Raw genomic sequence first — 21,679 nt, 5'->3', positions numbered from 1 at the left:
CGCTTGCATTCCATGCATGCGCATGTAGCCTCCTCGGCATGACCTCTCCGCTCAACTCCCCCGCCTCCGAGGAACGCTGGACCCCCCGGCTGTGGGGCACCCTGCTCGTGCTGTGCGCCGCGATGTTCCTGGACGCGCTGGACGTGTCGATGGTCGGCGTCGCCCTGCCGTCCATCGGCGCCGACCTGGGCCTTTCGACCTCGACGCTGCAATGGATCGTCAGCGGCTACATCCTGGGCTACGGCGGCCTGCTCCTGCTCGGCGGACGCACCGCCGACCTGCTGGGCCGACGCCAGGTCTTCCTGGTGGCCCTGGCCGTCTTCGCGTTCGCCTCGCTGCTCGGCGGACTCGTCGACTCGGGACCGCTGCTGATCGCCAGCCGCTTCGTCAAGGGCCTGGCCGCGGCCTTCACGGCACCGGCCGGCCTGTCCATCATCACCACGACCTTCGCCGAGGGCCCCGTGCGCAACCGGGCCCTGGCGATCTACACCACCTGCGGCGCCACCGGCTACTCCATGGGCCTGGTCTTCTCCGGGCTGCTCACCGAGGCCAGTTGGCGCCTGACCATGCTGCTGCCCGCCCCGATCGCGCTGATCGCCCTGGTCGCGGGCCTGAAGCTGCTGCCGCGCAGCGAGCGCGAACGGGCGGACGGCGGCTACGACATCCCCGGCGCCATTCTCGGCACGGCCTCCATGCTGCTGCTCGTCTTCACCGTCGTCGAGGCGCCCGGGGCGGGCTGGGGCTCGGCCCGCACCATCCTGTCCTTCGTCGCCGTCGTCGTCCTGCTGACGGCCTTCGTCCTCGTCGAGCGGCGCAGCCCGAGCCCGCTGATCCGGCTCGGGGTACTGCGTTCCGGCCCTCAGGTCCGGGCCCAGCTGGGTGCGTTGACCTTCGTCGGCAGCTACATCGGCTTCCAGTTCCTGGTCACCCTGTACATGCAGCAACTGCTCGGCTGGTCGGCGCTGCACACCGCGCTGGCCTTCCTGCCGGCGGGTGCGCTGGTGGCACTGTCGGCGACGAAGGTCGGCGCGATCATCGACCGTTTCGGCACGGCACGCCTGATAGCGATCGGCTTCGCCCTGATGGTCGCGGGCTACCTCCTCTTCCTCCGCATCGACCTCTCCCCGGTCTACGCGGCGGTCATCCTCCCCACGATGCTGCTGGTCGGCTCGGCCTTCGCCCTGACCTTCCCCTCGCTCAACGTCCAGGCCACGAACGGCGTCGACGAGCACGAGCAGGGCATGGTCTCGGGCCTGCTCAACACCTCGGTCCAGGTGGGCGGCGCGCTGTTCCTGGCGGTCGTGACGGCGGTCCTGACGGCGAACGCCCCCAAGGAGCCGGCATCCCCGCAGGCCGTCCTCGACAGCTACCTGCCGGCCCTGGTCGTGATCACCGTGATCGCGGTCGCGGGCCTGCTGATCGCCCTCACCGGACTGCGCACCCGGCGCAGGCAGCCGACCGTCGTGGTCGCCAAGTCCACCGCGAAGGAGGCGGAAGCGGAGCGCGTCGCGGTCCGCGACTAGGGGGAACGTCTCCACGTGCGCCCGGTGCAGCGACTTGCCGCACCGGGCGCACGGCTGTTTGACTCGACGGATGGAGAATCACGGGGGACGGCGCGGGCAGGCCGAGCGGGACGCGATCACCGTCGAGATCGGGTACGCGCTGTTCAGTGCCGTGTTCGCGGCGGCGGTGCTGTTCGGGGCGATCGTCGGGCCGGCGTACGTCTTCGACTTGTCGGACGGGACGCGCGGCACCCTCGTCGGTGTGGGCGCCACGGTCGCGGTCGTGCTGTTCTTCGCCCGGGTCGTCAGCGTGCTGATGCGGTTCCGGAAGGGCTCTCAGCCCAACCAGCCCGGCCGCACCAACCCGGACTCGTAGGCCAGTACGACGAGTTGGGCCCGGTCGCGCGCGCCGAGCTTCACCATGGTGCGGCTGACGTGGGTCTTCGCGGTGAGGGGGCTGACCACGAGGCGGCGGGCGATCTCCTCGTTGGACAGGCCGATGCCGACCAACGCCATGACCTCGCGCTCACGCTCGGTGAGTTCGCCGAGGGTGTCGGCGGCAGCGGGTTCCTTGGAGCGGGCGGCGAACTCGGCGATCAGTCGCCGGGTCACCCCCGGTGACAGCAGCGCGTCGCCCTCGACCACGGCCCTCACGGCACGCAGGAGTTCGTCCGGCTCGGTGTCCTTGACCAGAAAGCCGGAGGCGCCCGAGCGGATCGCCTCGAAGACGTACTCGTCGAGTTCGAAGGTGGTGAGCATGACCACCTTCACACCCTTGAGGGCATCGTCGTCGGTGATCCGGCGGGTCGCGGCGAGGCCGTCGAGGAGCGGCATGCGGATGTCCATCAGGACGACGTCGGGCCGCAGTTCACGCACCTTGCGCACCGCCTCCTCACCGTCCGAGGCCTCACCGGCCACCTCGATGTCGGGCTGTGCGTCGAGGAGCGCCCGGAAGCCGGCCCGCACCAATGACTGATCGTCGGCGAGCAGTACGCGGATCACCGGTCCTCCTTGACCTCGGCGGCGGACGTCAACGGCAGTACGGCCAGCACCCGGAACCCTCCGTCGTCGCGCGGACCCGCCTCGATCGTGCCACCCAGCGCCGCCGCCCGCTCCCGCATTCCCGCGAGTCCGTTGCCGCTGCCGCCGGCGTCGGCACCGGTCGCCGGACCGTCGTCGTCGATCCGCAACCGTAGCGCCGTGACGTCGTCCTGCTCCAGGCGCACGCGCGCATGCCGCGATCCGGAGTGCCGTACGACATTGGTCAGCGCCTCCTGCACGATCCGGAAGGCGGCGAGGTCGGTGCCGGGCGGGAGGCGGGGCGACTCGCCCTCGACCTCCACGGTGAGGCCTGCGCTCGCCGCCTGCTCCACCAGTTCGGGCAGACGGTCGAGGCCGGGGGCGGGGGCGCGGGGTGCGTCGCCGGGGGCGCGCAGGGTGTCGAGGACCTGGCGGACCTCGCCGAGCGCCTCCTTGCTCGCGGCCTTGATGGTGGTGAGCGCGCTGCGCGCCTGCTCGGGATCGGAGTCGAGGAGGGCGAGGCCCACACCTGCCTGCACATTGATCACGGAAATGCTGTGCGCGAGGACGTCATGCAGTTCGCGGGCGATCCGCAGCCGCTCCTCGTCGGCCCGCCGCCGCGCCGCCTGCGCCCGCTCGGCCCGCTCCTTGGCCCACTGCTCGCGCCGCGTCCTCGCCAGCTCCGACACCGCCAGGATCGCCGCGACCCAGGCGGCGATCACACCCTCCTGTCCCCAGGGCGCGGCCGGGTCGTCGGACGGCGGCAGCCACTGGTACAGCCAGTGGCCCACCAGCGCGTGCCCGGCCCAGAGCACTCCGATCGCCGCCCAGGCGGCTTTGCGGTGCCCGGTGACGATGGCGTTGAAGCAGGCCACGGCGACGGCGAGGAAGACCGGCCCATAGGGATACCCGGCGCCCAGATAGACCAGGGCGGCCACCGAGGTCCCGAAGGCGACGGCCACCGGGTACCGCTTGCGCCACAGCAGCAGTCCCGTCGCCACGAACAGCAGGACGCGGGCGTAGGGGTCGAGATCCTCCCGGTCGTGCTGGTTCTGGGCCGCGTAGGTCGACCCGCCCATCACGAAGAACGTGAGCAGCAGGGTGGAGGGCCAGGGCCACCGACGGGCACGCCCCTCGTCGTCCCACCGGTCCCACCACGCCGGCCCATGCCGCCACCACGCCGGCGGACCACCGCCCCGACGTACCTGCTGCTCATCCATGTCCGCCACGCTAGACGCGATGGCCGCCGGGGGCGTCACCCGCGCGTGGCGATCACGCGTACTCCCGCCGAAGTACACGGCGGCGATCAGGGGGCGGGGCTGTGATCAGGGGGCAGGGCTGTATCGATGTGAGGCGCGTCCCGCAAAGCGCTGAGCGCTCAGCGCTCCGCCTCCACCAGCCCCACCCCACACGCCAGCCGACCCACCGCATGCCGAAAGAACCGTTCCCGGTCCTCCACGACCCGGTGGAACTGCCCGAACAGCTCGAACCCCACCAGCCCGAAGAGCTGCGCCCACGCGGCGACGAGGGCCGCGACCGCCGCCGGCGGAAGGTCGGGGGCGAGATCGGCAGCCATGCGCTCGGCTTCGGGTGCCAGTTCGGCCGGTACCGGCGGCAACTCGGCGAGACCGCCGCCGTGGTGGGCCTCACGCACGATGCCGATGAGGAGGAGCCCGACGCGGGAGGCGGGCGGCACCGTGGTTTGGGGCGCGACATACCCCGGCACGGGCGAGCCGTAGATCAACGCGTACTCGTGCGGATGCCGCAGCGCCCAGCCACGTACGGCCTCCGCCACCGCCACCCATCGCCGCACGGGCCCGGCCTCCGCGTCCACGGCCTCGGCGTGCGCCGCCTCCGCGCTCTCGCCGACGGAGTCGTACGCGTCGATGATGAGAGCGGTCAGCAGGTCGTCCCGGCTGGGGAAGTAGCGGTAGAGCGCGGAGGAGACCATGCCGAGTTCGCGGGCCACGGCGCGCAGCGAGAGCTTGGCGGCGCCCTCGGCGGCGAGCTGTCTCCGGGCCTCGTCCTTGATGGCCGCGGTGACTTCCATCCTGGCGCGGGCACGGGCGCCCTGTGCGATGCGACTTCCACTGCTACCGCTACTGCTACTGCTCATGTGAGGCAGTCTCCCATGAAAAGAGAGCGGTGCACACAATCGAGAGCACTGCTCTTGCATGGAAGCGGCATTCTCGTGCACACTGCTCTCAAGCGAGAGCAGTGCTCTCTCAAACTCATCCGGGGGTCACCATGTCATCGCCGTACTACCTCAAGGGCAGCCCGCTCAACGTCCGCTTCAACAACGTCATCGGCTGGCTGGCCCGGCACGGCCTCAGCATCGCCGGTACCGCGGAGATGTCCGTACGGGGCCGCAAGAGCGGCAAGATGCAGCGCGTTCCGGTCAACCCGCACACCCACGACGGCGCGCAGTACCTCGTCTCGGCGCGCGGCCACTCCCAGTGGGTGCGCAATATGCGGGCAGCCGGTGGCGGGGAGCTGCGGGTCGGCCGCAAGGTGCGTGAGTTCTCCGCGGTGGAGCTTCCCGACGAGGAGAAGCTCCCGATCCTGCGGACCTATCTGGAGAAGTGGGGCTGGGAGGTCAACCAGTACTTCAACGGGGTCACCGCGAAGTCCTCCGACGAGGAGATCGTCGCGGCGGCCCAGGACCACCCGGTCTTCCGGATCACCGTCAAGAAGTGACGTCGTCGGCCACGGGCTCCGCGCGGCGGTCCATGGCGGTCAGGGCGCGCTGGGCCATGGGGTGGACGCGGACGATCTCGCCGAGCGAAGTCGAGCCCCGGACGATGTCCATGAACGCCTTCCAGGCCGGCCGGAACCCGGTCAGCGCCGCGTGGAAGAGACCGGGCCGGCGCTCGAACACCGTCAGCAGCCGCTTGCCGACGCTCATCTCGACGCCGAGGCCCGCCTTGACCGCGAAGGCGTAGTTCAGGGCCTGGCGCCGGGTGTCCACCGCGTCGTGCGCCTCGGCGATCCGGACCGCCCACTCCCCCGCGAGCCGCCCCGACCTGAGCGCGAACGAGATGCCCTCGCGCGTCCAGGGCTCAAGGAGGCCGGCCGCGTCACCGCAGACGAGCACGCGCCCGCGTGACAGCGGCGAGTCGTCGGCACGGCAGCGCGTCAAGTGCCCGGAGGAGATGCTCGGTTCGAACCCGGCGAGCCCGAGCCGTCCGATGAACTCCTCCAAGTACCGCTTGGTGGCGGCGCCTTCGCCGCGCGCCGAGATCACTCCGACCGTGAGGGTGTCGCCCTTGGGGAACACCCAGCCGTAACTGCCGGGAATCGGGCCCCAGTCGATGAGGACGCGCCCCTTCCAGTCCTCGGCGACCGTGTCCGGCACCGGGATCTCCGCCTCCAGGCCGAGGTCCACCTGGTCGAGCTTCACCCCGACATGCGCCCCTATCCGGCTGGCGCTGCCGTCCGCGCCGACCACGGCCCGCGCGAGCAACGTCTCGCCGCCTTGCAGGACGACGGCGACGCTACGGCGGTCCGGCACCGCCGAGCCGTGCTGCTCGACGCGCTGCACGGTGACACCCGTACGCAGTTCGGCGCCCGCCTTCTGGGCGTGCTCGACGAGCTGCTGGTCGAACTCGGGCCGGTTGATCAGCCCGAAGAGCATCTGCTTGGAGCGGCGGGTGCGGGTGAAGCGGCCGTTGTTGGAGAACGTCACCGCGTGCACCCGGTCCCGGAAGGGCAGCTCGAAGCCGGGCGGGAGGGAGTCGCGGGAGGGGCCGATGATGCCGCCGCCGCAGGTTTTGTAGCGGGGCAGCTCCGCCTTCTCCAGCACCAGCACGCGCCGCCCGGCGACCGCCGCCGCATACGCGGCCGAGGCCCCCGCGGGTCCCGCGCCCACCACGACGACGTCCCACACCCGCTGCACGTCGTCCGCCGAAGAGTTCTCGCTGCTCACGATGGTCTACTGCTCCTGATCAAGCCGCCGTCCGCTGCTGTCCCCCGCATCCTACGGCGGGCGTCGTCGCAGGCCGCTGTGGGAGGATCACAGCACTCATACGTACAACGTCGCACCCACAAGGAGCGTGCCCATGTCGTCGAATCCGGTCGCCGAGACCGTCGCCTCGCTGATGCCCAGGGCACGGGCAGAACTCACCGAACTGGTGGCGTTCAAGTCGGTGGCGGACTTCGACCAGTTCCCGAAGAGCGAGAGCGAGGGCGCCGCCCGCTGGGTCGCCGACGCGCTGCGCGCCGAGGGCTTCGAGGACGTCGCGCTGCTGGACACCCCGGACGGCACCCAGTCCGTCTACGGCTACCTGCCCGGCCCCGAGGGCGCGAAGACGGTCCTGCTGTACGCCCACTACGACGTGCAGCCCCCGCTGGACGAGGCCGCCTGGAGCACCCCGCCCTTCGAACTGACCGAGCGCGACGGCCGCTGGTACGGACGCGGGGCCGCCGACTGCAAGGGCGGCGTGATCATGCACCTGCTCGCCCTGCGCGCGCTGAAGGCCAACGGCGGCATACCGGTCCACATCAAGGTGATCGCCGAGGGCTCGGAGGAGATGGGCACGGGCGGTCTGGAGCGGTACGCCGAGGAACACCCCGACCTGCTGGAGGCCGACACCATCGTCATCGGCGACGCGGGCAACTTCCGGGTCGGCCTGCCGACGGTGACCTCGACCCTGCGCGGCATGACCCTCGTCCGCGTCCAGATCGATACCCTGGCGGGCAATCTGCACTCCGGCCAGTTCGGCGGTGCCGCGCCCGATGCGCTGGGCGCGCTGATCCGCGTACTGGATTCGCTCCGCGCGGAGGACGGTTCTACGACGGTCGACGGCCTGAGCGACGGACCCTCGTGGCAGGGTCTTCAGTACGACGAGGAGCAGTTCCGTACGGACGCCAAGGTCCTCGAAGGCGTAGAACTACTCGGCTCCGGCACGGTCGCGGACCGCATCTGGGCCCGCCCGGCCGTCACCGTCCTCGGCATCGACTGCCCGCCCGTCATCGGCGCCACCCCGTCCGTACAGGCGAGCGCGCGTGCCCTGGTCAGCCTGCGGGTGCCGCCGGGCGTGGACGCGGTCGAGGCGACCAAGCTGCTGCAGGCCCACCTGGAGGCGCACACCCCGTGGGGCGCCCGGGTCCGCACCGAACAGATCGGCCAGGGCCAGGCCTTCCGAGCCGACACGACCAGCCCGGCGTACCAGGCCATGGCGGACGCGATGGCGGTGGCGTACCCCGGCCAGGAGATGCAGTACGCGGGCCAGGGCGGCTCGATCCCCCTCTGCAACACCCTCGCCGCCCTCTACCCACACGCCGAGATCCTCCTCATCGGCCTGAGCGAGCCGGAGGCCCAGATCCACGCGGTGAACGAGAGCGTGTCGCCGGAGGAACTGGAGCGGCTTTCCGTCGCCGAGGCGCTGTTCCTGGGCAATTACGCGGCGAGTTGAGGGGGGCGGCGCCGAGGATGACTCCATGACCCGCACCTCGCGCCGCACCGCCCACACCGACATCGCCACCACTCTCGCCCGGCTCTCCGACCGCGAGCTGGCGAACCTGGTGACCTCGGGCACACCGCTCGGCACAGGTGTGGGCGGCCGCTCGACGCTGGTCGAGGTGGCCGGCAGACGGGTCTTCGTGAAGCGGGTGCCACTCACCGACATCGAGCGGCACCCCCAGAACCTCCGCTCCACCGCCGACCTCTTCGGGATGCCGCCGTACTGCCACTACGGCATCGGCGACATCCCGAGCCCGGGTCTGGGCGCCTGGCGGGAGCTCGCGGTGCACGAGATGACCACCAACTGGGTGCTGGCGGACGCGTTCTCAGGCTTCCCGCTGATGCACCACTGGCGGGTCCTGCCCGAGTCCGAGCACCTCCTCCCGACCGAACTGGCCGACGTGGAGAGGGCCGTGGCGTACTGGGGCGGCGGCCCCGGGCCGCGTCGACGCATCGAGGCGTTGCGGACGGCTTCCGCGAGCATCGCGCTGTTCCTGGAGTACGTCCCGCAGACGCTGCATGACTGGCTCCGAGATCGGCTCGCCGCCGGGGAGGCGGAGGGCGGCTGCCGACTGGTGGAGGCGGGACTGGCGGCCGTCACCGACTTCCTCCACGCGCACGGACTCCTGCACATGGACGCCCACTTCGGGAACGTCCTCACCGACGGCCGCCGCCTCTACCTCACGGACTACGGCCTCGCCCTCTCCTCCCGTTTCCGTCTCACGCCGCCCGAGCGCGACTACTTCGACCGACACCGCGGCTACGACCACTGGTACACCTCCCTGTACCTGGTCCTCTGGCTCGTGACCGAGTTGTACGGCCACCGCGGCGACGAGCGGTCGGAATTCATCCGCGCCTGCGCCGACGGTGCCCGGCCCGAGGGCATCCCAGAGGCCGCCGCCGCGCTGATCGCACGGCATGCGCGGACGGCTGCCGCCATGGACTCGTTCAGCAGGAGGTTCCAGGAGGAGAGCAGGCTGACGCCGCTGCCTGCGGCGTCCTGGGTCAGGGTGCCGGAATTCCCGCCTCCAGGTAGAGCGCGGCGCCACGCTCCCGTGCCCGCAGTGCCCAGCGCAGCCGCTCGTAGCGCACCGGCGGCAGCAGATCGGCAGCCTCGGCCTCGGTGACGAAGCGCCAGTCGCGCAGCTCGGGTCCGGGCAGCAGGAGGCGTTCGGCCTCCTTGGAGTCGAGTCGGCCGCCGTCGAAGAGGAGCCGTAGGCCGCCGTACCCGGGCGGCTTGGGCCGCTCCCAGTCGACGACCAGGAGACGCGGTACGTCGTCGAGCCGTATCCCCGTCTCCTCGGCGACCTCGCGCATGCCCGCCCGCGCGGGTGCCTCGCCACGCTCGACGACACCGCCGGGGAACTCCCAGCCGGCCTTGTACGTGGGGTCGACGAGCAGCACCCGGTCCTGCTCGTCGAAGAGGAGGACGCCCGCGGCGAGGGTCTCGGCGGTGGGCTCGGGCGTCTGCACGATGTCGCAGACGGGAATCGTCCCGTCGCCGACCGCCTGGGCGATGCGGACAGCGGTCTCGTACGGCGTCAGGCCGCTGTTGTCGACCGGGTGGGCGTCGGCGGTGAGCCAGGAGGCGAGCGCGGCGCGATACGGCTCTATGTGGTCGTACGACCACTGTCGGATCCGGATCTCGCCGTCGGGCAGGTCGGGCGGGATCTCCCGCCCGGCTATTCGCTCGCGCAGGATCGTTTCCGCCGGGGCGAGAAGCACATGCTGGACGGTGATACGGCGGGCGGCGAGGCCGCCGAAGATCTCGTCGCGGTACTCCTGGCGCAGCAGGGTCATGGGGACCACGAGGGTCCCACCGAGCTCGGCGTGCAGTGCGGCAGCCGTGTCGATCACGAGACGGCGCCAGATCGGCAGGTCCTGGAAGTCACCGACCTCGGTGAGGTGTTTGGGCGGGAGCAGGTGGGTGAGTGCTCCGCCGATGACCTCGGGGTCGAAGAGCGTGCTGTTCGGGATCAGCTCGATCAGTTCCCGTGCGGTGGTGGTCTTCCCCGCACCGAAAGCGCCGTTGATCCAGACGATCACGTTTCCCCCTCTTCTGTTGGCCCCCTGTGGCTTGCCCGCTCCACACTGCCACGGAAACCAGTTCTCGTAGAGAGCGCATGACGACGGCGCCGCCCTCCGCTCGACCGCGGGGGTACGGCGCCGTGGGATCGGGTCGGCGGGCTCGTCAGCCCTTCTTCCCGTGCTTTCCATGCGGAGCGTCGTTCACGGCCCGGTCCGTTTCGCGGTTGATCGCGCCGCCGAAGGTGTCCAGGGCCTGGTCCACATTGACCCCGGCAAGCTTGGTCGGAGCGGTGGTGCCGAGGCCGCCGAGCTTCTTGCCGTTCATCATGTCCAGGCCTGCGGCCTTGAGCTGGCCACCGGTGGTGCCGGGCAGTCCGGCCGCGGGGGATCCGGTGCCGGACGCGCCGGAGTTCTCGACCGAGTGGGACGGCGTGACGGCCGCGACGACGAATCCGGTGGCCAGGGAGGCGATGGCGAGCATGCTGCGCTTCTTCATGGCCGGTTCAACTACGAAACCCGCCCGGGGTCACGCCCCACCTCCGGACGAACCGGACATCGACCGAACCTGTGCCCCGCCCCGGCGACGCCGCCGTACGAGATCGCCGACCGCCTCCTGCCAGCCGGTGTACGCGAAGGCGAAGCCCTCGTCGAGGAGTCGCCCGGGGACGACGCGTCGGCTCTTCAGCAGCAGCTCGGTGTCCGAGCGGAGTGCGAACGCGCCGATCTCGGCCATCCACTTCGTCGCGGGCAGGCCCACGGGGACGCCCCACGCGGAGCGCAGGGTCCGCATGAAGGCGCGCTGGGGAAGGGGTTCGGGGGCGGCCAGGTTCACCGGCCCGGTGAGGTCCTCCCGCTCGATCAGGAACTCGACGGCGCGGACGAAGTCCTGGTCGTGGATCCACGAGACGTACTGTCCGCCGCCCGCCACGGGGCCGCCGAGGCCGAGCCGGGCCAACCCCGACAGGACGTCGAACACGCCGCCTCGATCGGGGCTCATCACCATCGCGGAGCGCAGGGCGACCTTGCGGGTGTGCGGTGTGTCGGCCATCTCCTGCGCCCGCTCCCAGGCCCTGGCGATCTCGACGCTGTAGCCCCAGTAGCCCGGCACATCGGGCTCACCGCCGCCGATGACGCCGGTGGCTTCGTCGTTCGCGACGTCGAAGCGGTGGGCGTAGATGGTGGCCGTGCTCATCTGGAGCCAGACGCGGGGCGGCCTGGCGGCGCGGGCGATCGCCTCGCCGACGATCTCGGTGGATTGCACACGCGAATCCATCATGGCTTGGAGATTGTCCGGGGTGTAGCGGCAGCTGACGCTGCGGCCGGCCAGGTTGATCACGACATCACTGCCGTCGATCTCCTCGGCCCACGGGCCCCATGTCTCGCCGTCCCACCGGACCTCGCCCTCGCGCGTGGGCCGCCTCGTCAGGACGACGACCTCATGGCCCGCATGGCTCAGCGCGCGGTTCAGGATCGCGCCCACCTGCCCGGTTCCCCCGGGAATCACTATCTTCATCTGCTCCCCCTCGGGTACGGGAACCACCCTACCGCAGATTCTTGAACATGTTCAAAAGAGTCCCGGGTGACGCCTGGCTCGCTGTCTCAGCGCCAATTGCAGAATCCAGGTACAGACCACTTTCCAACACACTCCGACAGGTTCTACCGTGAGCGCACTATGACGCGTACATGCCGTCATCTCGTTTTCGCTGGTACGGAGGAAACGTAACGATGCGTCACCTTCACACCCGCACAACCCGAAGAAGACTGGTCGGAGCGCTCACCGCAGGCCTGCTGTGCGCGACGGGAATCGCCGTCCCCGTGGCCGCCGCGACGCCCGCCGCCCCCACCGTGGACGACGGCCTCGCCCTCACCCCGCCCATGGGCTTCAACAACTGGAACTCCACGCACTGCCGTGCCGAGTTCGACGAGGCCATGGTCAAGGGGATCGCGGACATCTTCGTCGAGAAGGGCCTAAAGGACGCCGGATACGAGTACGTCAACCTCGACGACTGCTGGGCCCTGCCCGCCAGGGACGCGAACGGCAAGCTCGTGCCGGATCCGGTCCGCTTCCCGAATGGGATCAAGGCCGTCGCCGACTACGTCCACTCCAAAGGCCTGAAGCTCGGCATCTACACCAGCGCGGGCACGAAGACGTGCAACAGCGCGGGGTTCCCGGGCGCCCTCGGGCATGAGTACAGCGACGCGCGGCAATTCGCGGACTGGGGTGTCGACTACCTCAAGTACGACAACTGCAACAACCAGGGCGTGGACGCGAAGCTTCGCTACACGACCATGCGGGACGCCCTCAAGGCCACCGGGCGGCCGATCGTCTACAGCATCTGTGAATGGGGCGAGAACAAGCCCTGGGAATGGGCCGCCGACGTCGGGCATCTGTGGCGCACCACGGGTGACATCAGCGACAACTGGGGCTCGATGCTGTCGATCCTCAAGCAGAACCTGCCGCTCGCGGCGCATGCCGGACCCGGGCACTGGAACGACCCCGACATGCTGGAGGTCGGCAACGGCGGGATGACGGACACCGAGTACCGCTCGCACTTTTCGATGTGGGCGATCATGGCCGCGCCGCTGCTCATCGGCTCCGACCTGCGGTCGGCCTCCGCGGAGACCTTCGACATCCTCGGCAACCGCGAGGTCATCGCCGTCGACCAGGACCCGCTGGGCAAGCAGGGCACGGTCGTCTCCTCGGAGGGCGGGCGCTGGGTCGTCGCCAAGGAGATGCGGGACGGCAGCCGTACGGTCGCCCTCTTCAACGAGTCCGGTACCGCGCAGCGCGTCAGCACCAGCGCCTCGGCGGTCGGGCTGCCCGCCGCCGACGCGTACACGCTGCGCGACCTGTGGCAGCACCGCAGCTACAACACCGCAGGCACGATCTCCGCGACCGTCCCGGCCCACGGCACGGTCCTGCTCCGCGTCCACGCCGACGGACGGTGGGCCCAGCATCCGCCTGCCGTCGAACTCGGCCTGGAAGGGGGTCCGTTGGTCGAGGCGGGGCGGGCGGCGGTGCTGACCTCGACGGTCACCGACCTGGGGCGTACGTCTGCCCGGCGCGTGTCCGTCTCGCTGGCCGGGCCCGAGGGCTGGTCCGTGAAGGCGACGTCACCGACGTCGTCGCCCGCGCTCGCTACCGGCCGGTCGCTGCGCACCAAGTGGGCGGTGCGGGCACCGGCGGGGACGCCCGTGGGGGCGTACGGCCTCACCCTCAAGGCGAGTTACCGCTCGCCGAGCGGTGTGCGTGTCGACAGCGCGCTGCCGCTGACCGCGACGGTGGTCGCGCCGCCGCCCTCCGGGACTTCCGGGCTCGGTGACCTGCCCTGGCTGTCGGCCACCAACGGCTGGGGGCCCGTCGAGCGCAACACCAGCAACGGCGAGAGCGGTGCGGGCGACGGGGGGCCGATCGCCATCGGCGGTGTCGTGTACGGCACCGGGCTCGGCGTGCATGCCGAGAGTGCCGTCGAGTACTACGCCGGCGGGGCGTGCGAATCGGTGACCGCGCGGGTCGGCGTCGACGACGAGGAGGGCACGGACGGCTCCGTCGCCTTCGAGATCTGGGCGGACGGCGTGAAGGCCGCGTCGACCGGAGTCCTCACCAACGCGATGCCGGCGCAGCCGATCTCGGCCGATGTGACGGGGGCGCGGGTGGTTCGGCTGGTGGTCGCGGATGGGGGTGACGGGATCACTTCGGACCATGGGGACTGGGCGGAGGCGCGGTTGAGTTGTTGAGAGGGATGCCTGCGGCAGCCCGTTGCTGTCCGGTGGGGGTGCGCGTAGCGCCAACGGTTGTGTGGTGAGTCGGGGCCGCGCCGGGGGGTATCCGTCCTCGGTCGGGCGGTTGCCGTACGGCAGAGAGGCCGGCGTTCGTTGACGCCCGCCGCTGCGGGCGGACACCCCCCGACGCGGCCCCTCACCGCCGTACGCGAGTGCACCCCCCAGTCGCGCGGGGCACCTGCGCGACCCGCCCCCACGCACCCGCAGCCGACGTACATGGGTCCCGTGTCTTGAGGCCTCACGCCGGTGAGTGAACGTTCCGCCCCTGGCCTCACACCCCCGCCGCCTCCGCCCTCCGGGCAAGCGCGGCCGCCGCGGCCCCCACCAGCCCCGCGTCCGTTCCCATCTGCGCCGGGGTGATCACCAGGCGCTGGACGAAGGACAGGGTGGCGTAGTCGCCCAGTGCCTTGCGCAGTGGTGTGAACAGGACGTCGCCCGCCTTGCCGACTCCCCCGCCGATCACCGCGATGTCGATCTCGACCAGGGTCGCGGTGGCCGCGATCCCGGCGGCCAGGGCCTGCGCGGCCCGTTCGAAGGAGGCCACGGCGATCGGGTCGCCGTCCTGGGCGGAGGCGGCGACCGCTGCGGCGGACGTGTCTCCGTCGGGGCCGGGGCGCCAGCCGTTCTCGATCGCCCGGCGGGCGATGTTGGGGCCGCTCGCGATGCGCTCCACGCAGCCCCGCGAACCGCACGGGCACAGGTCGCCGTCCAGATCGACGCTGATGTGGCCGATGTGGCCCGCGTTGCCGGTGGGGCCGGGGTGCAGTCGGCCGTTGAGGACCAGGCCGCCGCCGACGCCCGTGGAGACGACCATGCAGAGCGCGTTGTCGTGCCCCCTCGCCGCGCCCTGCCAGTGCTCGGCCGCCGTGATGGCCACCCCGTCGCCGATCAGCTCGACGGGCAGGCCGTGCGCCGCCTCGCGGACTCGCCGGACCAGGGGATAGTCCCGCCAGCCCGGGACGTTGACAGGGCTCACGGTGCCCGCGGAGGCGTCCACCGGGCCCGCGCTGCCGATGCCGAGGGCCGTGGCCCGGTCCCACAGCGGTGACGCGGTGAGTTCGCCGACGACCTCCTCGACGGCCCGCATCACCGTCTCGCCGTCCTCCCGCGCGGGCGTCGCGCGCTGGGCCCGGGCCACGATCGTGCCGTGGCTGTCCACCAGCGCTCCGGCGATCTTGGTGCCGCCGATGTCGAGCGCAGCCACGAGGTCGGTGTGCATCAGTGTCAGTTCTCCCCGTCAACCATTCGGAACTCCCCGTCAACCACGGGAATTGGAAGAGCCGGCCTCGCGGTGGGGACGCTGCCGGAGATTGCGGTGGACAGTGTCTCCTGGATCTGACAACGTTGTCCAGGCTCTATGCTCGACGCCACATCCTCATACAAACCCATGGGCCGACGCATCCCCACCCCCCTGAACCGACGCATCCCCGTGGACGACGACAGGACAGGACACCGCATCGTGCCCGAGACCATCCGCCGATCCGACCGCGCGCCCGAGAACCGCTACGGCAACCGTCCCACCATGAAGGACGTCGCCGCGCGTGCCGGAGTCGGTCTGAAGACCGTCTCGCGCGTGGTCAACGGTGAGCCCGGTGTCACCCCGGAGACGGAGCGCCGTGTCCAGGAGGCCATCGATGCCCTGGGTTTCCGGCGTAACGACAGTGCGCGGGTGCTGCGCAAGGGGCGTACGGCGAGCATCGGTCTGGTTCTGGAGGATCTCGCGGACCCCTTCTACGGCCCGCTGAGCCGGGCGGTCGAGGAGGTCGCGCGGGCGCATGGTGCCCTGCTGATCAATGGCTCCAGCGCCGAGGATCCGGACCGGGAGCAGGAGCTGGCGCTGGCGCTGTGCGCGCGGCGCGTGGACGGGCTGGTGATCATTCCGGCCGGTGACGATCACCGGTATCTGGAGCCCGAGCTCAAGGCGGGCGTCGCCACCGTGTTCGTCGACCGTCCCGCGGGGAAGATCGACGCCGACTGCGTGCTGGCCGACAACCACGGTGGGGCCCGTGACGGCGTAGCCCATCTCATCGCGCACGGCCACCGCCGGATCGGTTTCATCGGTGACATGCCCCGTATCCATACGGCCGCCGAGCGGCTGCGCGGCTATCGGGCCGCCATGGAGGACGCCGGCATACCGGTGGAGGACTCCTGGATGTCCCTCGGGGTCACCGATCCGGAGCGGGTGCGGCGGGCGGCCGAGGAGATGCTCACCGGTCCCTCCCCCGTCACCGCGATCTTCACCGGCAACAACCGGGTGACGGTGACTGTCATCCGGGTCCTCGCCGAGCAGACCCGTCCTGTCGCCCTGGTCGGCTTTGACGACATCGAGCTCGCCGATCTGCTCCAGCCGGGCGTCACCGTCGTCGCCCAGGACGCCGCGTCCCTCGGCCGTACCGCCGCCGAGCGGCTGTTCCGGCAGTTGGACGGCACCCTGGTCACCCCCGAGCGCATCGAGCTGCCGACGCGGCTGATCACCCGCGGCTCGGGCGAACTGGCGCCGCGGGGCTGAGGCGCGTATGGATGCCCGTCTGGACTCCCGCAGTCTGGAGGCACTCGGTCTGGCCGAGGCGCCGCGCGATCATCCGCTGCTCTACCCGGGTGCCTGGCCGTCGGACTCCGGGCTCCTCGACGGTGACCGGCTGCTGCCTCTGGACCGGCTGGTGTACGACGACCGCGTGCCCGTCCTCGCCGTCGGCTCCAACGCCTGCCCCGGTCAACTGCGGCACAAGATGGACGAGTTCGGCATCGTCGCGCCGCTGCCCATGGTGAAGGCACGGGTGACCGGCCTGGGCGTCGGTGTCTCCGCGCATGTGAGCCGCGTGGGCTATGTGTCCGCCTCGCCCTTCCACGCGCCGGGCCAGGTGCGGGAGTTGTTCCTCACCTGGCTCGACGACGAGCAGCTTGCCGTGATCGACGCGAGTGAGGGGGCCGCGGAGCCGGACGGCAACTACGGGCGCGCCTGGCTGCCCGCTCCGGATGTGCGGATCGAGCTGGCGGACGGCACGGTGCTCCCGGGCGCCTTCGCCTACGTCAACCGCCATGGCGTCCTGCACGACGGCACCGGCGCGCCGCGCCCCCACTCCGGCCAGCGTGAGCTGCTCACCGAACTCCTCGTCGGATCACCCCGGTTGAGGGAGCTCTTCGGGGTCACTCCCGAGGAGTTCTGCGCGCGGGCGCGGGCCGACGCCGCGCTGTGCGAGCGGGGCACCGAGCTGTTCGCCGAGGAGAAGCTGGTCACCGCCTCCGGGCTGGAGGGGTACCTCCGCCCCTGGCGGCCCTGACGTCAGCAGACCGGGAGTCCGGGCAGCGGCGCGTCGTTGTCGCCGCCCTTGATGTAGACGTCGCTGACGAAGACGTTGGTGTTGCCGCTGTCGTCGTCCGTCTTGGCCCACCAGACGTTGGTCCACTCGCCGTACGTCTCGCGGCGGCCCAGGTTCTGCTGGCAGTAGAAATAGTTGGTGCCCGCGTTGAGGACGCCGACCTCGGTGCCGGAGGCGGTGTACGACTTGGCCCGGGTCCAGACCTGGCAGTTGTACTTGCCGCCGCCGATGGAGTCGCAGACCGGAGCCGGATCCGGTGTGCTGCCGCCACCGCCCGTCGTGCCCCCGCCGCCGCTGGTTCCGCCCCCGCCCGTGGTGCCGCCGTCGCCGGAACCGCCGCCCGTGGTGCCCCCGTTGGTGCCGCCTCCGCCCGAGGTCTTGGTCGGGGACCCGGCGGTGGGCGCGTCCGAGGGCTCGTTCCCCGCGCTGCGGCTGGGGGACTTGGTCGCGCCGGGGGACTTCTCGTCGTCCTTGCCGGTGAGGCCCGAGTCGTTCGAGCGACGGGCGTCGGGGCTTGCGCTCCCCTGGGCGGACTCGCCCTCCGAGGCCGTGGCCGCCACGTCCTGCGCCCTGGTCTTGTCGTCGCCCTTGTTGTTCACCAGGGCGACGGTGACTCCGGCCGCCGCGAGGACGACCGTGACGGCCACGGCGGCGAGCAGGGCGCGGCCCTTGCGCCGGGCTGGCCGGTCGGAGGGGGTGACCATCGGGCCGGTGGTGTCCTGGGCGTGCGGCGGGGTGTGGCTCGCGCTCCCGAAGCCGTGCGGCTGCGGACCGGACGACGGCCCCTGTGGGCTGCCGTACGGCGAGGGGGCGGCCGGCTGCCCAGGGGAGCCGTGTCCCGGTGTCGCCTGGCCGCCGCCGGCCGGGCCGAGGCCTTGGGCCGGTGGCGTGCCCTGTCCGGGCATCGCGGGGCTCTGGGGCGCCGGTGGTGGCACCGCTCCGAAGCGCGGCGCCCCGGGCAGGTCGGACGCGGGCACGCCCTGCAGTGGGGTGTCGCCGCCCGGCGCGACCGGCGCACCCGCGCCCTGACCGCCGTATGCCTGTCCGGCCGGTCCATACCCGGCAGGTCCATGTCCGGCAGGTCCCTGGCCCGGCGGCACCGCGGGGACGCCGCGCTCCGTGTCCCCGGGCCCGGGGGCCGCCGAGCTTCGCAGGGTCGTGGTCGGCGCGTCCGTGCCGCCCTCGTCGGCGACGGTCTGGAGGAGGTTGCGGGCCTCCTCAGCCTCGGGGCGGGACTCGGGGCGCTTGTCCATCAGCCGCTGGAGGACAGGGCCGAGGGGTCCGGCGTTGGCGGGCTCGGGCAGGGGTTCGCCGACGATCGCGGTGAGCGTGGAGAAGGTCGACGTACGGCGGAAGGGCGCGGAGCCCTCCACCGCCGCGTACAGCGTGGCGCCCAGGGCCCAGACGTCCGAGGACGGGCCCGGATCGGCGCCTTGGGCGCGCTCGGGGGCCAAGTAGTCCAGGGAGCCGACGAGATGGCCGGTGCGGGTCAGGTTGGTGGCCGAGCCGTCGCCCGGGTCCTCCATCGTGGCGATGCCGAAGTCGGTCAGGACGACTCGGCCGGAGGTCTCCAGCAGGATGTTGCCGGGCTTGACGTCACGGTGCAGGACGCCGGCCCGGTGGGCGGCGGCCAGCGCGTCCATGACCTTGGCGCCGATGCCGGCGGCCTGACGCGGGTCGAGCGTGCCGCGCTCGCGCAGCACCGCTTCCAGGGACGGGCCGTCGACCAGCTCCATGACGATGAGCGGGCGTCCGTCGACCTCGGCGACGTCATGCACGGCCACGACGCCCGGATGGCGCACCCGGGCGGCCGCGCGGGCCTCGCGCTGCATTCGCAGTCGCAGCTCCGCGAGTTCGGGACCGTCGGCATCGCTGTAGGTGCGCAGTTCCTTGACCGCGACCTCACGGCCGAGGACCTCGTCGAGGGCCCGCCAGACCACGCCCATGCCGCCGCGTCCCAGCTGCCCCACGACGCGATAGCGTCCGGCGAGCAGCCGACCGGCCTCGTCCGCCTGTCCGTTCTCCCCCGATGACACCGCTGCCCCGTTCCTGTGTCCCGTCATTGCGTTCGTACAGACTACGGGGCACCGGTGACAACACCAGCCGGTCCAGGCCGCTGTGACCGGCCCGCTACTTGGCGGAGACCGTCAGGTCACCGCGTCGAGGAGCCGCGAACCCCTCCAGATCGGCGCGCGTCAGACCGGTCAGCCGGGCGACCTCGCCCATGTCGAGGGCGCCGCAGTCCAGGCCGCGCAGCAGATAGCCGCTGAGGGCCTTGGCGGTGGCGGGCTCGTCCATGACATCGCCGCCGGCCCGGTTGACGTAGCGGGCGAGGCGGGCCGCGGCCTGCTCGAAACCTTCACGGTAGAAGGCGAAAACGGCGGCGTACCGGGTCGGGATGTGGCCGGGGTGCATGTCCCAGCCCTGGTAGTAGGCGCGGGCCAGGGCGCGGCGCGTGAGGCCGTAGTGCAGCCGCCAGGCGTCGTGGACCTTTGCGGTCGTACCGACTGGCAGGACGTTGGTGGAGCCGTCCGAGACGCGTACGCCGGTGCCGGCCGCCGCGACCTGCATGATCGCCTTGGCGTGGTCGGCGGCCGGGTGGTCGCTGGCCTGGTAGGCGGCGGAGACGCCGAGGCAGGCGCTGTAGTCGAAGGTGCCGTAGTGCAGGCCGGTGGCGCGGCCCTCGGCGGCCTGGATCATGCGGGCGACGGTGGCGGTGCCGTCGGTGGCGAGGATGGACTGGCTGGTCTCGATCTGGATCTCGAAGCCGATCCGGCCGGGCTCGATCCCGCGCGCCTTCTCGAACTCCTCGAGGAGTCGCACCATGGCGCTGACCTGCTCGGGGTACGTCACCTTGGGCAGCGTGAGCACCAGGCCCTCGGGCAGGCCGCCGGCCTCCATCAGGCCGGTGAGGAAGATGTCGAGGGTGCGGATGCCCCGGTCGCGTACGGGCACCTCCATGCACTTCATGCGGATGCCCATGTACGGGGCCGCCGTGCCGTTCTCGTACGCCTCGGCGATCAGCCGTGCCGCGCGGGCGGCGTCCTGGTCCTCGTCCTTGCCGTGGTAGCCGTCCTCGAAGTCGACGCGCAGGTCCTCGATGGGCTCGCGCTCCAGCTTGGCACGCACGCGTGCGTGCACGGGCCCGGCGAGTTCGTCGGACAGGCCGAGGACGGCGGCGAAGGACGCGGCGTCCGGGGCGTGTTCGTCGAGCAGCTCGAGGGCTTGGTCGCCCCAGGTCCGGACGGTGTCGGCGGCGAAGGCGTCGCCGGGGACGTAGACGGTGTGCACGGGCTGGCGGGTGCCGGGGTCTCCGGGGTAGCGGCGCTCCAGTTCGGCGTCGACCGGCGCGAGGGAGGCGCTGATCTCCTCGCTCACGGCGCCCGCGAGGCTCGTCGACACCTTGTGCTGCTGGCCCTGACCCATTCCCACGTCCTCCTGCCGGCCGCGACGATTTCCGCGACATTTTCCGCTATACGGAATCAACAATCCGTAGAATGAAGTTATCCGGGGTCCTTCCGTCTGGTCAACACCATGTCCACGGGGAGTCACTCCCCCATCTCGCCATGTTCACGCTCATCTCAGGGCGCGGTATCACACTTCCATACGCACGCCCCGCACGACTCGTCCGGCAGTTCCCACCGAAGGAGCCCGAAGTGCCGAACCACAGCCGAGTCACGCGCCGTCTGGGCCTGAAAGCCGCGCTGGCCGCAGCGGTCACCGCGCCCCTCTCCAGTACAGCACTGCCCACGTCCACCGCCTCCGCGGGCGAGCCCCCGTCCCGCCGGCATCTCCAGGTCATGTCCTTCAACCTGCGCTTCGCGAGCACGACGGAGCCCAACAGCTGGACCGTGCGCAGACCGGTGATGCGCGAGCTGCTGCGCCGCGAAGCACCTCATGTCATCGGCACCCAGGAGGGCGTCTTCTCGCAGCTGCTGGACATCGACTCGGACCTCGGCGCGCGCTACGACTGGGTGGGCACCGGCCGGCTGCACGGCAGCCGCGACGAATCCATGGCGATCTTCTACGACTCCCACCGACTGCGCCCGACCGAGTACGACCACTTCTGGCTCTCCGACACCCCGGACGTGATCGGCTCCAACACCTGGGGGGCCGCCTTCGCCCGTATGGTCACCTGGGTCCGCTTCCGCGATCTGACCGACGACGGGCGGGAGTTCTACGCTCTGAACACCCACTTCGACCATGTGGGCCAGTACGCGCGCGAGCGCAGCGCCGCGCTCATCGCCGAGCGGATCGCCGGGTTCGACCGCTCGCTCCCGGTCGTGGTGACCGGGGACTTCAATGTCGCCGCCCACAAGAACGCGGTGTACGACACGCTGCTCGGCGCCGGTCTCGTCGACACGTGGGACACCGCGCGCGAGCGCAGCGACCTGTACGGGACCTTCCACGGGTACAAGCCGCTGACGCCGGACGGCGACCGCATCGACTGGATCCTGAGCACGCCCGGTATCACGGCGCATCGCGCGGTGATCAACACCTACGCCGAGAACGGCCAGTTCCCCAGCGACCATCTGCCCGTACAGGCATACCTGACCCTGGGATGA

At 71.3% G+C, this 21,679-nt stretch carries 18 protein-coding genes; 8 read left to right on the top strand and 10 right to left on the bottom strand.

Translation table 11 applies throughout. The features are described 5' to 3' along the window. Positions 1–38: 38 nt before the first annotated feature. Positions 39–1,523 (top strand): MFS transporter, encoded by a 1,485-nt coding sequence (locus IE325_RS21975; RefSeq protein ID WP_190071709.1) that lies wholly within the window; start codon positions 39–41, stop codon positions 1,521–1,523. 70 nt (positions 1,524–1,593) lie between these two features. After that, positions 1,594–1,878 carry a DUF6332 family protein gene (locus tag IE325_RS21970; protein ID WP_190071708.1) on the top strand — a complete coding sequence of 95 codons (285 nt, stop codon included), beginning with the start codon at positions 1,594–1,596 and terminating at the stop codon, positions 1,876–1,878. Here IE325_RS21970 and IE325_RS21965 read toward each other — a convergent pair. The 3 genes from IE325_RS21965 to IE325_RS21955 all read right to left on the bottom strand — a co-directional run bounded on the left by IE325_RS21965 (position 1,839) and on the right by IE325_RS21955 (position 4,638). Then, positions 1,839–2,504 (bottom strand): response regulator transcription factor, encoded by a 666-nt coding sequence (locus IE325_RS21965; RefSeq protein ID WP_190071707.1) that lies wholly within the window; start codon positions 2,502–2,504, stop codon positions 1,839–1,841. The two genes, IE325_RS21970 and IE325_RS21965, sit on opposite strands and share 40 nt — an antisense overlap. Further along, the gene (locus tag IE325_RS21960; RefSeq protein ID WP_190071706.1) at positions 2,501–3,742 is read right to left on the bottom strand and encodes a sensor histidine kinase; all 1,242 of its coding nucleotides are present in this window, start codon (positions 3,740–3,742) and stop codon (positions 2,501–2,503) included. Before IE325_RS21960 ends, IE325_RS21965 begins: the two co-directional genes overlap by 4 nt. Before the next feature lie 158 nt (positions 3,743–3,900). Further along, the gene (locus tag IE325_RS21955; protein ID WP_190071705.1) at positions 3,901–4,638 is read right to left on the bottom strand and encodes a TetR/AcrR family transcriptional regulator; all 738 of its coding nucleotides are present in this window, start codon (positions 4,636–4,638) and stop codon (positions 3,901–3,903) included. Positions 4,639–4,769: 131 nt separating this feature from the next. Between IE325_RS21955 and IE325_RS21950 the strand changes: the two genes are divergently transcribed. After that, complete coding sequence (locus IE325_RS21950; RefSeq protein WP_190071704.1) at positions 4,770–5,219, top strand: nitroreductase family deazaflavin-dependent oxidoreductase; 450 nt, start codon at positions 4,770–4,772, stop codon at positions 5,217–5,219. On the opposite strand, the gene IE325_RS21945 is transcribed toward IE325_RS21950, so the two are convergent. Then, positions 5,209–6,447: a geranylgeranyl reductase family protein gene (locus IE325_RS21945; RefSeq protein WP_190071703.1), complete on the bottom strand. Its 1,239-nt coding sequence runs from the start codon at positions 6,445–6,447 to the stop codon at positions 5,209–5,211. The two genes, IE325_RS21950 and IE325_RS21945, sit on opposite strands and share 11 nt — an antisense overlap. Before the next feature lie 133 nt (positions 6,448–6,580). Between IE325_RS21945 and IE325_RS21940 the strand changes: the two genes are divergently transcribed. Continuing rightward, on the top strand, positions 6,581–7,936 hold the full coding sequence (locus tag IE325_RS21940) for a dipeptidase (RefSeq protein ID WP_190071702.1): 1,356 nt from the start codon (positions 6,581–6,583) through the stop codon (positions 7,934–7,936). 1,052 nt (positions 7,937–8,988) lie between these two features. Here the strand turns inward: IE325_RS21940 and IE325_RS21930 are convergent. From IE325_RS21930 to IE325_RS21920, 3 genes are all read right to left on the bottom strand, one after another. Further along, positions 8,989–10,029 carry an NUDIX hydrolase gene (locus tag IE325_RS21930; RefSeq protein WP_190071701.1) on the bottom strand — a complete coding sequence of 347 codons (1,041 nt, stop codon included), beginning with the start codon at positions 10,027–10,029 and terminating at the stop codon, positions 8,989–8,991. A 145-nt stretch (positions 10,030–10,174) separates the two neighbouring features. Then, the gene (locus IE325_RS21925; RefSeq protein WP_190071700.1) at positions 10,175–10,507 is read right to left on the bottom strand and encodes a hypothetical protein; all 333 of its coding nucleotides are present in this window, start codon (positions 10,505–10,507) and stop codon (positions 10,175–10,177) included. A 30-nt stretch (positions 10,508–10,537) separates the two neighbouring features. Beyond that, positions 10,538–11,524, bottom strand: a complete 987-nt coding sequence (locus tag IE325_RS21920; protein ID WP_190071699.1) for a TIGR01777 family oxidoreductase — start codon at positions 11,522–11,524, stop codon at positions 10,538–10,540. A gap of 212 nt (positions 11,525–11,736) precedes the next feature. Here IE325_RS21920 and IE325_RS21915 point away from each other — a divergent pair, with 212 nt between their 5' ends. Beyond that, positions 11,737–13,749 (top strand): NPCBM/NEW2 domain-containing protein, encoded by a 2,013-nt coding sequence (locus IE325_RS21915; protein ID WP_190071698.1) that lies wholly within the window; start codon positions 11,737–11,739, stop codon positions 13,747–13,749. Between the two features lie 316 nt (positions 13,750–14,065). Here the strand turns inward: IE325_RS21915 and IE325_RS21910 are convergent, their stop codons facing one another. Beyond that, the gene (locus tag IE325_RS21910; protein ID WP_190071697.1) at positions 14,066–15,013 is read right to left on the bottom strand and encodes an ROK family protein; all 948 of its coding nucleotides are present in this window, start codon (positions 15,011–15,013) and stop codon (positions 14,066–14,068) included. Between the two features lie 240 nt (positions 15,014–15,253). Between IE325_RS21910 and IE325_RS21905 the strand changes: the two genes are divergently transcribed. Continuing rightward, entirely contained in the window at positions 15,254–16,303 is a 1,050-nt protein-coding gene (locus IE325_RS21905) for a LacI family DNA-binding transcriptional regulator (RefSeq protein ID WP_229911918.1), read from the top strand. A gap of 7 nt (positions 16,304–16,310) precedes the next feature. Further along, positions 16,311–17,075, top strand: coding sequence for a hypothetical protein (locus IE325_RS21900; protein ID WP_190071695.1), 765 nt, complete (start codon positions 16,311–16,313; stop codon positions 17,073–17,075). Positions 17,076–17,077: 2 nt separating this feature from the next. Here IE325_RS21900 and IE325_RS21895 read toward each other — a convergent pair whose 3' ends face one another. Then, the gene (locus IE325_RS21895; RefSeq protein WP_190071694.1) at positions 17,078–19,150 is read right to left on the bottom strand and encodes a serine/threonine-protein kinase; all 2,073 of its coding nucleotides are present in this window, start codon (positions 19,148–19,150) and stop codon (positions 17,078–17,080) included. Positions 19,151–19,244: 94 nt separating this feature from the next. Beyond that, entirely contained in the window at positions 19,245–20,540 is a 1,296-nt protein-coding gene (locus IE325_RS21890; RefSeq protein WP_190071693.1) for a DUF6986 family protein, read from the bottom strand. Between the two features lie 230 nt (positions 20,541–20,770). On the opposite strand from IE325_RS21890, the gene IE325_RS21885 reads away from it, so the two are divergent. Next, on the top strand, positions 20,771–21,679 hold the full coding sequence (locus IE325_RS21885; protein WP_190071692.1) for an endonuclease/exonuclease/phosphatase family protein: 909 nt from the start codon (positions 20,771–20,773) through the stop codon (positions 21,677–21,679).

Origin of the sequence: Streptomyces lanatus, assembly GCF_014655715.1 — a bacterium.
Lineage (GTDB): Bacteria > Actinomycetota > Actinomycetes > Streptomycetales > Streptomycetaceae > Streptomyces > Streptomyces lanatus.
Note: the sequence above shows the minus strand (reverse complement) of the source record. Positions and strands in the feature narration are given on the sequence as shown.